Genomic DNA, 13578 nt, shown 5'->3' on the forward strand with positions numbered 1-13578 from the left:
CCCCGGTCACGGCCGGCCGGAGCAGCCGGGCCCGGACCGGCGGGATCAGCGCAGCAGCCGACCGGAGCAGACTCCACGCACGGTGCGGGTGGCGACGACGACCCAGGCCAGCACCAGGCCGACGTAGCCCAGCACCGCGAGCCCGGTGAACAGCGCCAGACCGGTGGCCGCGGCCAGCCCTGAGGTCGCGGTGACGACGGTTCCGACGGGGAAGGTGAAGGACCACCACGCCAGCGTGAACGGCAGGCCCCGACGGGCGGTGCGGACCGTGACGGCGCCGGCCAGGGCCAGCCACAGCAGGGCGAAGCCCCACACCGGGACGCCGTAGACCAGCCCGAGGGCGGCGAAGGCGGACCCGTACGGCGCCGGCAGGAGGTGCGCGGCCTGCCCGCCGAGCGCGTGCGCCGCCGTCACCGACTGGCCCAGCGGACCGAGCACGATCCACAGCGTCGGCACCGCGGCGGCCGCGCCCACCCCGTGGTGCACCAGCCGGTGCCAGACCAGCGTGGTGGTGACGAGGCTGGCGACCAGGGTGAGCCCGAACATCGCGTAGCAGCCGTAGAGCATCGTTCCCCGCGGCTCGCCGGGCGGCAGGTGGGGCACCAGCAGCGCGCCGGTGGCCGCGCTCACCATCGGCGGCACGACGGGCATCAGCCACCCGCCGAAGGCCGCGGCCGGCCCGGCGGGAGGCCCGGTGAAGGCCCGCAGCGGCACGGCCACCGCGGTCCAGAGACCCAGCAGCGTGCCGGCCACCCAGAGCGCGGCGGCGACCGCGAGGGCCGCACGGGCACCGACCAGCGGCTGGCCGAGCAGCAGGGCGCCCGCCCCCACGGTCATCAGCGCCATCGCGGGTGCGCCGTAGAACCAGGACATCACCGGGTCCGCCAGGTGCCCCCGGGCCGTGGCCGGGTGCCGCAGCCAGTGCAGGGCGGTGGCGGTGACCACCACGGCCAGCAGCAGCACGTCGAGGACCCACACCAGGCGGGCCAGCACCAGCAGACCCGGCACCCGCACGGGCAGCGTGACGGCGGCGTTGGCCACGATCCCGGTGCCCATCACCGCCGCGAACCAGTTCGGCCCGATCCGGCCCAGCACCGGCTGGTCGCCGAGCTCGGCCAGGAACCGGGTGCCCGGACCGCTGCGACCCGCACCGCTGCGACCCGGGGTCGTGACGGCCGGCGGTCGGGGCAGCAGGGGAGCGGTGGTCATGCTCCGATGCTGTCCGGGCCCGGGCGTCGCCGGTAGCGGCCACGTCCCTGTGCATCCACAGGCCCGCCCTGTGGCTGGACTAGTCTCCGCCTGTGACTCCCAGCAGCCGGCTGCCCGACCTCGACGCGTTGGCGCTGCTGGTCGCGGTGGCCCGGCGGGGGAGCATCGGCGCCGCGGCGCGGGAGGTGGGGATCAGCCAGCAGGCCGCCTCGGAGCGGCTGCGGGCGGTCGAGCGGCAGGTGGGCGTGCCGCTGCTGCGCCGCGCCGCCCGGGGCTCGGAGCTGACCGAGGCGGGGACGGTGGTGACCGAGTGGGCGGTCCGGCTGCTGCAGGTCGCCGGCGAGGTCGACGCCGCGCTGGCCACGTTGCGCGACCACCGCGACCGCGAGGTGCGGGTGGCGGCCAGCATGACCATCGCCGAGCACCTGCTGCCCGGCTGGCTGGCCGGCGTACGCCAGCGTCGTCCGGGGCTGTCGGTCAGCCTGACCGCCACCAACAGCCAGGCCGTGGTGGCCGCCGTCTCCGAGGGACGCGCCGACGTGGGTTTCGTCGAGGGCGCCGACGTCCCGCACCAGCTCGCCAGCCGCGACCTGGTCACCGACGAGCTGGTGCTGGTGGTCGCCCGCGACGACCCGCTCGCCCGCCGACGGCGACCGCTGCAGCCGGCGCAGCTGGCCGGGCTGAGCCTGACCAGCCGCGAGGCCGGGTCGGGGACCCGCGAGGTCGTGGACCGGGCCCTCGCCGCCCACGGGCTGCGGCTGGCGCCGCCGGCGGTGGAGGTGACCACCTCCACCGGCGCCCGGGAGGCCGTCCGGGCGGGCAGCGGGCCGGCCTTCCTGAGCCGCCGCACCGTGGCCCACGAGCTCGCCACCGGGGCGCTGGTGGTCGTCCCCACCACCGGCCTCGACCTGACCCGGACCTTCCGGGCGGTCTGGGTCGGCGGCGGCGAGCCGCCGGCCGGACCCGTGCGCGACCTGGTGGCCGTGGCTCAGTCCAGCTCGGCCCGGTCCTCCTCGGGGGCGTAGCAGCGCAGCTCGTGGACCCCCGCGCAGGGATCGCCGTGGGTGCTCAGCACCCGCAGCCGCAGCGCCGTGGTGGTCACCGGGGAGTCCAGCCGGTGCACCCGGTGCGGCTGGATGTTGTCGCGGACGCGCAGCGCCGGCTGCCAGCCGCCGTCGCGCCCCAGCACCTCGACGTCGTAGTCGCGGGCCACCTGCGGGTCCTTCCACAGCGGCGGGGTCCGGTCGTACTCGCGGAGCTGGTGCCCCGGGAAGGTCACCCGCAGCGAGCCGAGCCGCACCGGCTCCGGCCACTCCAGGGTCAGCGCGGGCGCCGGGTCGTCGGCCCCAGACAGCCACAGGTTCGGCGCCGCGCCGGGTCGGGCCGCCCCCGAGACGGCGGCGCCCGCCGGGTGCACCCGCTGCGCGGGCTCGACCCGCACGCTCATGGTGACGCCGTCGTCGTAGCGGCGCATCCGCCCGGGCGCCATCTCGAACGCCGACACCGAACCGGGCAGCACCCGGCCGGCGCGCGGCCACTCGACGTCCTCGACCGCCTCCAGGTCCAGCCGCAGGTAGCTGACGGGCCCGTCGGCGCCGCGCTGCACCCGCTGCGGGTCGAGGTCCACCGGCCAGCTCACCCAGTGCTCACCCGGCGGCACCCGCAGGGTGGTGCTGGCCAGCACCGTGGCGGGGTCGACCCGGTAGTCCCAGACGTGGCGGACGTCGACCAGGTGGGCCGCCACCTCGCGGGTCCGGTCGGTGCGGTTGCGCAGCAGCACCGACACCTGCCGCAGCCCGGCCGCATCGGGCCCCACCTCGACGGGCAGCCACTGGCCGCGCCGCTGGGGGAGGTCGTCGACGGCGAACCGGCGGTGCTCACCCAGGCCGGCGTCGGGCCAGCGGTCCTCCGGTCCGGCGCCCTCGAACAGGCAGCTCGAGGTCGCGCTGGCCGTGGCCCGCCGGGCCAGGTCGGCGTCGTCGGCGGGCAGCACGTGCGGCAGGTGCACCCCGTCGCGGAGCAGCTGCTGCTGCACCTCGCCGATCAGGTCCACCGGCACCTTGTGCAGCGGCACGTCGTGGCGCAGCGCCAGCGCCGCCGCGGTCCCCGCGGCCTGGCCCATCAGCGCCGTGGTCGACTGCACCCGCACCGACCCGAGGGCCACGTGGGTGGCCGAGACGTTGCGCCCGGCCATCAGCAGGTTGTCCACGTCCTTGGCGATGAGGCTGCGCAGCGGGATCCCGAAGGGGCCCACGTAGGCCCGGCTGGAGGCCTGCCCGGTCAGCACGTACCCCTCGGCGGCCGTCGGCTCGCTGGTGGCGGCGAGCAGACCGCCGGGGGTGTGCAGGTCGATGTTCCAGCCGCCGTAGGCCACCTCGTCGGCGGGCCCCTCCTCGTCGAGCAGGTCGTGCTCGGTCATCAGGTGCAGGCCCATGATCCGCCGGCTCTCCCGCTTGCCCGGCACCTGGCCGATCCAGTCCAGGGCCAGGTTCTCGACCTTGCCGCGCAGCGCGGGGTCCTTGTTCTTCATCCAGTCCCACACGCCCAGGGTGTGGCGCGTCAGCTCGTGGCGCAGCACCTCGGCGTCGGCGATGGTGTCCCACGGCGTGCCCAGCTCGATCCACCAGAAGCCGCCGCGGACGTCGTGGGGGCGCCTGCCGCCGGTGTAGAAGAAGTCGGGGTCGTCGTAGCTGTGGGCCCACTCGGGCAGCTGGTACTCCACCGGACGGCCGACGTCCTTGGTCTTGAAGTGCAGCGAGTTGCCCATCACCTCGTCGGTGGCCTGCGCCGGGGCGTGCGGCTCGCCGAACTCCTCGAAGCCCTCGGTGCCCTGCCGGATCTCGCAGCCGGCCCGGAAGGCCACCACGCCGTCGCCGGTGGCGTCGAGGAAGGTGCGCCCGGAGATGTCGATCCGGGTCTCGGCCGAGGGCGTCCAGCAGTGCACCGTGGTGATGCTGCCGTCCTCCACCGTGACGCCCTCGACGACGGTGTTGAGGTGCAGGGTCAGCCCGGGGGTGCGCTGGCAGATGTCGTACAGCTCGAGGTCCCAGACGCTGTTGGTCCAGCCGTTCTCGAAGATCGGCTCGTGGTTGCGGGCGCGCTCGCCCACCATGGCCTCGGCCAGCACGCCGCCCTCGCGGGCCCAGGCGTGGTAGGTGGTGCTGCCGCGGGGGACGACACGGACCTCCGAGGAGCTGTTGCCGCCCAGCACGGGGCGGTCCTGCACGAGGCAGACGGTGATGCCGAGGCGGGCCGCGGACACGGCGGCGGTGAAGCCGGCGAGGCCGCCGCCGCAGACGACGAGGTCGTGGTGCTCGGAACGGGTGGTGGTCGGGGTGGTGTGCATGTCAGCCCTTGAGTCCGGTGGTGGCGATGCCGGCGATGAGCCGGCGCTGGAAGAGAACGAAGACGACGAAGACGGGCACCAGGCTGAGCACCGACATCGCGAACAGCTGGCCGTAGGAGGACTCGCCCATGCTGTTGACGAACATCCGCAGCCCCAGCGGGACCGTGTAGCTGTTGAGGTCGCTGAGGTAGATGAGCGGGCCCATGAAGTCCTCGTAGGTCCAGATGAAGGTGAACACCGCCGTGGTGGCCAGGGCGGGGGTGGTCAGCGGCAGGATGATCCGGGTGAAGATGCCGACGTGGCCGCAGCCGTCGATCTCGGCCGCCTCGTCCAGCTCGCGGGGGATGCTGCGCATGAACTGGACCAGCAGGAAGATGAAGAAGGCGTCGGTGGCCAGGAACTTCGGCACGATCAGCGGCAGGTAGGTGTTCACCCACCCCAGGGCGGTGAACAGGGAGTACTGGGGGATCAGCGTGGCGTGCGCGGGCAGCATCACGGTGGCCAGCATCAGCGCGAACCACAGCCGGCGCAGCGGGAAGCGCAGCCGGGCGAAGGCGTAGGCGGTCAGCGTGCAGGCCACGAGGTTGCCCACCACGGCCCCGAGGCAGACCACCAGCGAGTTGAGCAGGAACCGTCCCATCCCGGGCGGGTTGGCCTCCCAGCCGGCCGGGTAGTTCGCCCAGTCCACGGTGGTGGGGACGACCGAGGGGCTGGAGAAGATCTCCTCGGTCGGCACCAGGCTGCTCCGCAGCATCCACAGCAGCGGGTAGGCGGTCAGCGCGCAGACCGCGATCAGCAGCAGGTGCAGCAGCACCCGTCGGACGGTGGAGGTCCGGCCCGCGGTCCGCTCCGGCGGCGGGTCGGTGGGAGCCGTCACGGGCAGCGGGCCGGGGCGCGTCAGCAGGGCCATCGTCATCGTCCTTCGTCGGAGTAGAAGACCCAGCGGCGGGAGGCGATGAAGTTGACCGCCGTCACGGTGGCGATGACCGCGACCAGGATCCAGGCCAGCGCCGAGGCGTAGCCCATGTCGAACTCGGTGAACGCCCGCTGGTACAGGTACAGCGTGTAGAAGAGGGTCGAGCCGACCGGCCCGCCGGTGCCGTTGCTGATGATGAACGACGGCGTGAAGGCCTGGAAGGCGGTGATCGTCTGCATGATCAGGTTGAAGAAGATGATCGGGGTCAGCAGCGGCAGGGTGATCCAGAGGAAGCGTCGCCACCGCCCGGCGCCGTCCACCGTCGCCGCCTCGTGCAGCTCCGGCGGCAGGTTCTGCAGCCCGGCCAGGAAGATGATCATCGGCGAGCCGAACTGCCAGACGGCCAGCACGACGATGGTGCTCAGGGCGGTGTCGGGGGTGGCGATCCAGTTCCGGCCCTCGACGCCCACCAGCGCGAGCAGCTGGTTGACCGCGCCGTCGCGGCCGAACAGCTGGCGCCACAGCAGGGCCACCGCGACGCTGCCGCCCAGCAGCGAGGGCAGGTACATCACCGCCCGGTAGACGCTGATGCCGCGCAGCGCCCGGTTCATCAGCAGCGCCAGCCCGAGGGCGAGCGCCAGCCGCAGCGGCACCGACACCACCACGTAGACCACCGTGACGGTGAGCGACTGGCGGAAGTCGGGGTCGGCGGTGAGGATCTGGCGGTAGTTCTCCAGCCCCACCCAGCGGGCGTCGGTGAACAGGTCGTACTCGGTGAAGGACAGGTAGGCCGACATGGCCATCGGTCCCACCACCAGCCCGACCAGGCCGACGAACCAGGGGAGCAGGAAGGCGTAGCCGGTGACGGCCTCCCGCCGGCGCCGGAGCCGCGCGACGGGGCGCCGGCGGGGCCCGGCCGCCGACGCCCCCGGGGTCTGGGCCCCGCGCTGGACGGCCAGGCTCACTCGCCCGACTCCGCCGCCTGGAAGAACTGCTCCACGCCGGCGGAGATGCTGCTGCTCTCGAAGGCCACCGCCTCGTTGATCTCCGACAGCAGCGTGCGCAGCTCGGCGAAGCCGCTGGGCCACAGCCGGTTCAGCGGTCGGGAGGTGGTGGCGACCAGGCTCATGTAGTCCATCGCGGCCTGCGGGGCGGGGTCGAGGCTGCCGGCCAGCTGGTCGCGGGCTGCCTGGGTGGGCGGCATGCCCAGCCGCACCCCGAGGTCGGTGATGGCCTCGGTGTCGGTGAGCAGGTAGCTGATCAGCTCGCCGGCGGCGGCGCTGCTGGGCGACGTGGCCGAGACCGACCACAGGCTCGCCGCGTTCATCCACAGGCTCGGGTTCTCGGTGCTGTGCGGGGGCAGCGAGATGCTGCGCGGGCGGTCGTCCAGCGCGGCCAGCGCGACGAAGTCCTGCGTCCAGGCCAGCCCCATCGCCACCCGGTGCTGGCCCAGCGGGCTGCTGGGCAGCGAGCCGGCGCCCTCGGCGGTGACGTCGGGGGGCGGCGCGCCGCCGCTGGCCCGCAGCTCGTGCCACAGCGTCAGCCAGGCGGTGAGCTCCTCGGGGGTGGCGTTCAGGGTGCCGTCGTCGGCGTAGAACTCCTTGCCGCTGTCGCGGACGTAGAGGATGAAGGCGATCAGGTCCCCACCCGCGTCGGCCACGCCCCAGCGGTCGTCGCCGAGACCGCGGTGGGCCTCGTCCGCCAGCTCGGCCAGCTCGTCCCAGCTCCAGGCCTGCTCGGGGACGGTGATCCCGGCCTCCTCGACCACCTCGTCGCTGCTCACCAGGCCGGTGGCGTTGGCGGCGGCGACCACCCCGAACAGCTGGTCCTCGACCGCGCCGAAGCTGCGCAGGCCCTCGTCCACCACCGACGGGTCGAGGTCGGACAGCGAGGACAGGTCGAGCAGGGCGCCGCGGTCGGCGTAGTCGGGGATCTGGCTGCCGGCCTGCATGATCAGGTCCGGCGCGTTGCGGGCGGCGGTCTGCGTGGCCAGCTTGTCCCAGTAGCCGTCCCAGGGCAGCGACTCGCGCTGCACCTGCAGGCCGGTGCGCTCGGTGTAGCGGTCGAGGGCGGCGTTGAGCGCGCCGTTCTCGGAGTCGCCTCCCCACCAGGTCGCCCGCAGGCTGCCCGGGGTGGAGGCGCTCGGTGCGGCGCCCACGCCGCACCCTGCGGCAGCCAGGGCCGCGACGGTTCCGGTGCCCACCCCGAGCAGGGTGCGGCGGGTGATCTGCATGTCACTCCTTTGTGAGGTCTAACGTTAGAACGTCTAACGTTAGAATGACGGAGCCGGTTGCGGTGCGCAAGAGGTCCGGCAGAATCCGACGAGTCGAGCCCCACGGAGGTGACGGTGCCTGCAGCCCATGGACGCCCCAGCATCAAGGACGTCGCCGAACGGGCGGGGGTCTCCTGGAAGACCGTCACCAACGTCATCCACGGCCGCGACAACGTGCGGCCGCAGACGAGGGCGCGGGTGCAGGAGGCCATCGACGCGCTCGGCTACCGCACCAACCTGTTCGCCCGCCAGCTGCAGGAGGGCCGGACCCGGGTGCTGGCCCTGGCCATCCCCGAGACGACCATGCCCTACTTCGGCGAGCTGGCGACCCGCATCATCGAGAACGCCCGTCGCCACGACCACCTGGTGGTGATCCAGGAGACCCGCGGGGACCCGGAGCGGGAGGAGGAGGTGGCGCGCGGGACCCGGCTGCACTTCGCCGACGGGATCGTCTTCATGCCGGTCACGCTCGACCCCGAGACGGTGCGCTCCTGCGCCCGCGCCATCCCCACCATCCTCATCGGCGAGCGCGAGGGCGGCTCGGAGGCCAACCAGGTGGTGATCGACAACGCCGGCTCGGCCCGGGAGGCGGTCGAGCACCTGCTGCAGCAGGGACGCCGCCGGCTGGCCTTCGTCGGCAGCACCGGCCGGCCGCACGGCACCGGGTTCCTGCGCGAGCAGGGCTTCCGGGCCGCGATGGCCGCCGCCGGGCTGGAGGTGCCCGCCGAGCACGTCGTCGGCGTCGACCACTACGACCGGGCCAGCGGTCTGGCGGCCGTGCGGCGGCTGCTCGCCGCCGGCACCGACGTGGACGCGCTGGTCTGCGCCGTCGACACCGTGGCGCTGGGGGCGATGCACGGGCTGCGGCTCGCCGGGCTGCGCGTGCCCGACGACGTCGCCGTGCTGGGCTGGGACGACATCGAGGACGGCCGCTACGCCAACCCGACCCTCACCTCGGTGGCCCCCGACGTCGACGCCGTCGCCGAGGCCGCCGTGACCCGGCTGCTGCACCGCATCGAGCACGGCGGCGAGATCGAGGGGCTCACCGTCGGCCACCGGCTGGTCGTGCGGGAGAGCACCGGCGGACCGCCGCCCGAGCCGCGATGACGGCTGCTCCGGCCCCGGTCGCGCCTCCGGCGCGGCGTCAGCGCAGCTGCCGGGCGGTCAGCCGGTCGGCCTGCTGGCGCACCCGCTCGGCGGACAGCCGGGGCCGGCCTCCGGCGTGACCGACGGTGAGGCCGGCGGCCGCGGCGGCCGTCCGGGCGGCCAGCTCGGCAGGCAGGTCGTCGGCGAGCGCCCAGGCGAGCGCGGCCACGAAGGCGTCACCGGCGCCGGTGGTGTCGACCACCGTGGCGTCGCCGTAGGGGACGAGGTGGGCCCGGTCGTCGGCGACGACCAGGTCGCCGACCCCGTCCAGCGCGACGGCCACCACCCGCGGACCGCGCCGCTGCAGCCGGCGGGCGACGTCGAGGGCCGTGCCCGGGTCCTCCACCGGGTGCCCGGCCAGGATCGCGGTCTCGGTGGCGTCCATCCGCACCACGTGGGCCCGGCCCAGCAGCTCCTCGCGGAGCCGCTCGTCCTCGGCGACCCCGTCGAGCACCACCCGGCAGCGTCCCCGGTCCACGGCCGCGGCGGCCGCCAGCAGGGCCTGCGCCGGCTGCTGCTGCTGCAGCACCAGCGTGGTGGCCTCCGCCAGCACGGGCCGGGCGGCGACCACGTCCGCCACGTCGAGCAGCACCTCGTCCGGGACCGACTCGAGCTGGTGGCGCTGGGCGTCCCCGGTCACGGCGTCCACCATCAGCGCCGACGCGGTGCCGGCCCGGGTGGTGAACGCCGCGGCGCCGATGCCGTCCCGCCGCACCTGCTCGACCAGCCAGCGGCCCACCGTGTCCTCGCCCACCACGCCGACGAGGTCGACGGGGGCGCCGAGCTGGGCCAGCCCCACGGCGATGTTGGCGCCCTTGCCGCCGAGCAGCTCCGAGCGCCCGTCGACGGTCGTGCTCTGCCCGGGACCGGGGAGGGCGTCGAGCTGCAGCACCAGGTCGCGGGCGACCTGCCCGACCACGACGAAGCGGCCGGAGGACGGCTCCACCACGTCTGCTCCTTCCTGCCGGGCAGCCGGCCCCGGCCCAGAGCGACCGGGTCAGTCGCTGACGGTGATGACCAGCTTGCCGCGGACGTGGCCCTGCTGGCTGCGGCGGAAGGCGTCGGCCACCTCGTCCAACCCGTAGCGTCCCGCGACGTCGACCTGCAGGGCGCCGCGGGCGGCCAGGTCGGCCAGCTCCTGCAGCTCGGCCCCGTCGGGGCGGACCCACACCCAGGTGCCGCCGTGCTCGGTCACGCCGGGGTCGGCCACGGAGGCGTGGCGGCCGCCGTCGGCCAGCACGGCCAGGGTCTGCTCCCGCACCCCGCCGACGAAGTCGGCCACGGCGTCGACCCCGTCGGGAGCGAGCTCCCGGACCCGCTCGACCAGCCCGTCGCCGTAGGTCACCGGCGTCACCCCGAGCTCGCGTAGCCGGTCGTGGTTGGCCTCCGAGGCGGTGCCGATCACGGTGGCGCCCAGCTCGCGGGCGATCTGCACCCCCAGCAGGCCGACGCCGCCGGCCGCGGCGTGCACCAGCACCGTGTCCCCGCTGCCCACACCCAGCCGCTTCAGGGTCCGGTAGGCGGTCTGCCCGGCCAGCGGCAGCGCCGCGGCGGCGTCCCAGCCCAGCTCGGCGGGCTTGCGGGCCAGCGCCCGCACGGGCACGGTCACCAGCTCGGCGAAGGTGCCGCCGTGGACCCAGTCCTTGCGGGCGTAGGCCAGCACCTCGTCGCCGACCGAGAACTCCGGGGTGTCGGGGCCGACCGCCCGGACGACACCGGCCACGTCCCAGCCCGGCACGACGGGGAACTGCACCTCCATCATGGCGTCCAGCCCACCGGCCATCAGCTTCCAGTCCACCGGGTTCACCGAGGCGCGGCGCACCTCCACCAGGACCTCGCTCGGGCCGAACCTGGGCTCCGGCAGGTCACCCACCGTCAGGACGTCGACGTCTCCGTACTCCGAATAGCTCACTGCTCGCACGTCCGGGCCAACCGGAGGGCCGCGAGGACTATTCCGGGCGGGCTCAGCCGGTGAGACCGAGCGCCGCGTGCCGGCCGCGGTAGACCGCGGTGCGCAGCTCGATCGCGTAGGCCTCGGTCTCGGGCATCCCGAGCGCCTCCGCCACCGCGATCTCGGCCTCGACGTCGTAGGGGACGCGGACGAAGGAGAGCGCGAAGGGCGCCGGCGCGGCGGAGTCCGCCACGCCCTCGAGCACGGCGTAGACGGCGGTGGGCTCGTCCAGCGCGTTCCCGACGCTGCCGGTGTTGAACAGCGTCCGCTCGCCGTGCACCTCGACGTAGGCCTCGTGGATGTCGCCGTAGCCGACCACGTCGGGGACCGGGCTGCCGGCGGTGAAGTCGGTGACGGCGAACATGGCCTCGAACTCCTCGGGGCTGTGGTCGCGGTGCACGCGGACCAGCTCGCTGGTGGCCGAGGCGTGCACCAGCCGGATCCGGCGCCCGCTCAGCAGCAGGTCGGTGCTGCCGGGCAGCGCGGCCAGCCAGGCCAGCTGCTCGGCCTCCAGCTCGTCGCGCCACCACCGCGCCGACGGCCACAGCGCCTCGGCCGGGGCGGTGAGGAAGGTGTCCCAGTTGCCGCGCACGGTCGTCTCGCACCGCTCCCGGGTGAGCTCGACGCAGGCGGCACCGCGCGGCCCCTTGCCCGCCACGTCGCCCAGGTTGAGCACCCGGCGGATGCCTCGGCGCTCTATGTCGTCCAGCACCGCCCGGTAGGCGGTCAGGTTCCCGTGGACGTCCGACAGCACCGCGATCCGCTCACCCACCCGGGCACCCTAGCCCCGGGGCGGTCGCACCCCGTGCGTGGCCGCCCAGACGGCCACCGCCGCGGCCGCCGACCAGGCCTGCGGGAAGCAGGCCGCCGGGTAGGGGACCGGCCGGGAGGAGGCGGCCCGCGCGTCACCGCCGTGCAGCTCGGGCATCCGGTGGTCGAAGGCGGGCGCCGCGGCCAGCAGCCCGTCGGCGAGCTGCGCCGCCTCGGCGGCGAACCCGGCCCGGGCCAGCCCGACGACGGCGATGGCGGTGTCGTGGGTCCACACCGAGCCGCAGTGGTAGGACAGCGGCCAGAAGCCGGCGGCGTCCGCGGCCAGCGTCCGCAGCCCGTAGCCGTCCGCCAGCACCGGGCTGAACAGCCGCCGCGCCACCAGCCGTTCCTCCTCGGCGTCCAGCAGCCCCGTGCCCAGCAGGTGCCCGATGTTGCTGCTGAGCGCGTCCACCGGACGCTTGGCGGCGTCCAGGGCGATGGCGGGGTAGCGGCCCTCGGCGTCGGAGACCCAGAACCGGGAGCGGAACCGCTCGGCCAGCGCCGCCGCCCACTCCCGGGCCGCCGCCGCGCCGGGACGTCCGAACCGGTCCAGCAGGTCGGCGCCGTGCACCGCAGCCTCGTGGGCGTAGGCCTGCACCTCGCACAGCGCGATGGGTCCCCGGGCCAGCCTGCCCGCCCGGTCCTGGACGCTGTCGGCGCTGTCCTTCCAGCCCTGGTTGGCCAGCCCGTGCCCGCTCTCGTCCACGTACTCCAGCAGCTGGTCCCCGTCGGCGTCGCCGTGCTCGCGCAGCCAGGTGAGCGCGGCCTCCAGGGCGGGCAGCAGCGCCTGCACCTGCTCCTCGGGCAGTCCCCACCGCCAGGCGTCGTGCAGCAGGCACACCCACAGCGCGGTCGCGTCGACGGTGCCGTAGTACAGCGGCGGCAGGCGCAGACCCTCGGCCGCCACGGTGAGCGTCTGCTGGCGCAGCTCGTGCATGATCTTGCCGGGCTGCTCGGCGGTGGCGGGGTCGCTCCGCGTGCCCTGCAGACCGGCCAGCACGCGCAGCGTCCCGCCGGCCAGCTCCAGGTCGGTGTCCAGGGGCAGCAGGAACCGGGCCGTCCACAGCGAGTCGCGGCCGAACAGGGTGAGGAACCAGGGCGCCCCGGCGGCCACGAAGACGTCGTCCGAGCCGGGGCGGCGCAGCCGCAGCGCCTCGACGTCGGCCAGCGCCCGGTCGAGCCAGCGGGCCAGCCGGTCGTCGCCGGGCGCCGGTTCCGGGCGGGCGAACCGGGCCGGCCGGCCCGGACCCACCACGACGGCGCCGGGGGAGTCGGCGTGCACCTCCATCCCGACCTCCACCTGCCCGCCGGCCGGCACCGTGACCTCCCAGCGCGCGGTCACGGTGTCCACCTCGAGGTCGACCCGGGCGCCCTCGGCCCGCAGCGACACGGCGATCCCGGCCGACCGCCAGCGGGCCGCGTCCCCGCCGACCTCGACGTCAGTGGCGTCGGGCCCGGGCGCGCCGACGCGGATCTGGTCCATCGACGTCGCGTCGGGGACCACCGACAGCTCGACCACGACCTCCACCGGCCGCCGCAGCCGCGACACCAGCCGCACCCGCTCGGCGAAGCCGTCCTCGGCGACCTCGCGGCCGACCTGCACCCGGACGTCCGGACCGCCGCCTTCGCCCAGGGTGCGCAGCACGCCCTCGAAGCGGATCCCCGACGCCCCGGTGGGGACCGCGGCGACCGCCTCGGGGGGCAGCCCGTCCACCCGCAGCCACAGCGCCCGCAGGTAGCGGGTGTCGCCGAGGTAGGCCCCGTGGACGGTGGCCCGGCCGGCCTCGCCGCTGCGGCCGGACCAGACCTGGGCGGGCGCGCGGAGCACCACCAGCTCGTCGTGCAGCAGGGGTTGCAGCGGGCGGCTCATCGGCGGGCTCCTCCGGTCGGCAGGGCCATGATCGCAGCCGCCCGCGGACCCGGTGGGG

The 13578-nt window shown here is 75.0% G+C and carries 11 protein-coding genes; 2 read left to right on the forward strand and 9 right to left on the reverse strand.

What is annotated here, in order from left to right; genetic code table 11:
• Window positions 1–45: 45 nt before the first annotated feature.
• Window positions 46–1209 carry a TDT family transporter gene (locus GC722_RS05510; RefSeq protein WP_156608594.1) on the reverse strand — a complete coding sequence of 388 codons (1164 nt, stop codon included), beginning with the start codon at window positions 1207–1209 and terminating at the stop codon, window positions 46–48.
• 92 nt (window positions 1210–1301) lie between these two features.
• On the opposite strand from GC722_RS05510, the gene GC722_RS05515 reads away from it, so the two are divergent.
• Complete coding sequence (locus GC722_RS05515; RefSeq protein WP_331714408.1) at window positions 1302–2234, forward strand: LysR family transcriptional regulator; 933 nt, start codon at window positions 1302–1304, stop codon at window positions 2232–2234.
• On the opposite strand, the gene GC722_RS05520 is transcribed toward GC722_RS05515, so the two are convergent.
• From GC722_RS05520 to GC722_RS05535, 4 genes are read right to left on the reverse strand one after another with little or no spacing between them, the layout of a single operon-like run.
• Entirely contained in the window at window positions 2198–4555 is a 2358-nt protein-coding gene (locus GC722_RS05520) for an FAD-dependent oxidoreductase (protein ID WP_156608596.1), read from the reverse strand. The genes GC722_RS05515 and GC722_RS05520 overlap by 37 nt on opposite strands.
• A 1-nt stretch (window position 4556) precedes the next feature.
• Window positions 4557–5465 (reverse strand): carbohydrate ABC transporter permease, encoded by a 909-nt coding sequence (locus GC722_RS05525; protein WP_156608598.1) that lies wholly within the window; start codon window positions 5463–5465, stop codon window positions 4557–4559.
• Window positions 5466–5467: 2 nt separating this feature from the next.
• Window positions 5468–6436, reverse strand: a complete 969-nt coding sequence (locus tag GC722_RS05530; protein ID WP_331714409.1) for a carbohydrate ABC transporter permease — start codon at window positions 6434–6436, stop codon at window positions 5468–5470.
• Window positions 6433–7704: an ABC transporter substrate-binding protein gene (locus GC722_RS05535; protein ID WP_156608600.1), complete on the reverse strand. Its 1272-nt coding sequence runs from the start codon at window positions 7702–7704 to the stop codon at window positions 6433–6435. The genes GC722_RS05530 and GC722_RS05535 overlap by 4 nt, the downstream gene beginning before the upstream one ends.
• Before the next feature lie 114 nt (window positions 7705–7818).
• On the opposite strand from GC722_RS05535, the gene GC722_RS05540 reads away from it, so the two are divergent.
• Entirely contained in the window at window positions 7819–8850 is a 1032-nt protein-coding gene (locus tag GC722_RS05540; protein ID WP_197429830.1) for a LacI family DNA-binding transcriptional regulator, read from the forward strand.
• Between the two features lie 37 nt (window positions 8851–8887).
• Here GC722_RS05540 and GC722_RS05545 read toward each other — a convergent pair whose 3' ends face one another.
• Genes GC722_RS05545 through GC722_RS05560 form a run of 4 tightly spaced genes read right to left on the reverse strand, consistent with a single transcriptional unit; the run spans window position 8888 to window position 13520 of the window.
• Complete coding sequence (locus GC722_RS05545) at window positions 8888–9838, reverse strand: PfkB family carbohydrate kinase (RefSeq protein ID WP_156608604.1); 951 nt, start codon at window positions 9836–9838, stop codon at window positions 8888–8890.
• A gap of 48 nt (window positions 9839–9886) precedes the next feature.
• On the reverse strand, window positions 9887–10801 hold the full coding sequence (locus tag GC722_RS05550) for an NADP-dependent oxidoreductase (protein ID WP_331714410.1): 915 nt from the start codon (window positions 10799–10801) through the stop codon (window positions 9887–9889).
• 52 nt (window positions 10802–10853) lie between these two features.
• Window positions 10854–11612, reverse strand: coding sequence for a metallophosphoesterase family protein (locus tag GC722_RS05555; protein WP_331714411.1), 759 nt, complete (start codon window positions 11610–11612; stop codon window positions 10854–10856).
• A 9-nt stretch (window positions 11613–11621) separates the two neighbouring features.
• Window positions 11622–13520, reverse strand: a complete 1899-nt coding sequence (locus GC722_RS05560; protein ID WP_156608606.1) for a glycogen debranching N-terminal domain-containing protein — start codon at window positions 13518–13520, stop codon at window positions 11622–11624.
• Window positions 13521–13578 lie beyond the last annotated feature (58 nt).

It is taken from the genome of Auraticoccus cholistanensis, assembly GCF_009742705.1.
GTDB classification, from domain to species: domain Bacteria; phylum Actinomycetota; class Actinomycetes; order Propionibacteriales; family Propionibacteriaceae; genus Auraticoccus; species Auraticoccus cholistanensis.

Bases quoted from the DNA above. Each gene is read 5' to 3' on its own strand.
- GC722_RS05520 (WP_156608596.1), bottom strand. From the start codon at position 4,555: ATGCACACCACCCCGACCACCACCCGTTCCGAGCACCACGACCTCGTC.
- GC722_RS05560 (WP_156608606.1), bottom strand. From the start codon at position 13,520: ATGAGCCGCCCGCTGCAACCCCTGCTGCACGACGAGCTGGTGGTGCTC.
- GC722_RS05510 (WP_156608594.1), bottom strand. From the start codon at position 1,209: ATGACCACCGCTCCCCTGCTGCCCCGACCGCCGGCCGTCACGACCCCG.
- GC722_RS05535 (WP_156608600.1), bottom strand. From the start codon at position 7,704: ATGCAGATCACCCGCCGCACCCTGCTCGGGGTGGGCACCGGAACCGTC.
- GC722_RS05525 (WP_156608598.1), bottom strand. From the start codon at position 5,465: ATGGCCCTGCTGACGCGCCCCGGCCCGCTGCCCGTGACGGCTCCCACC.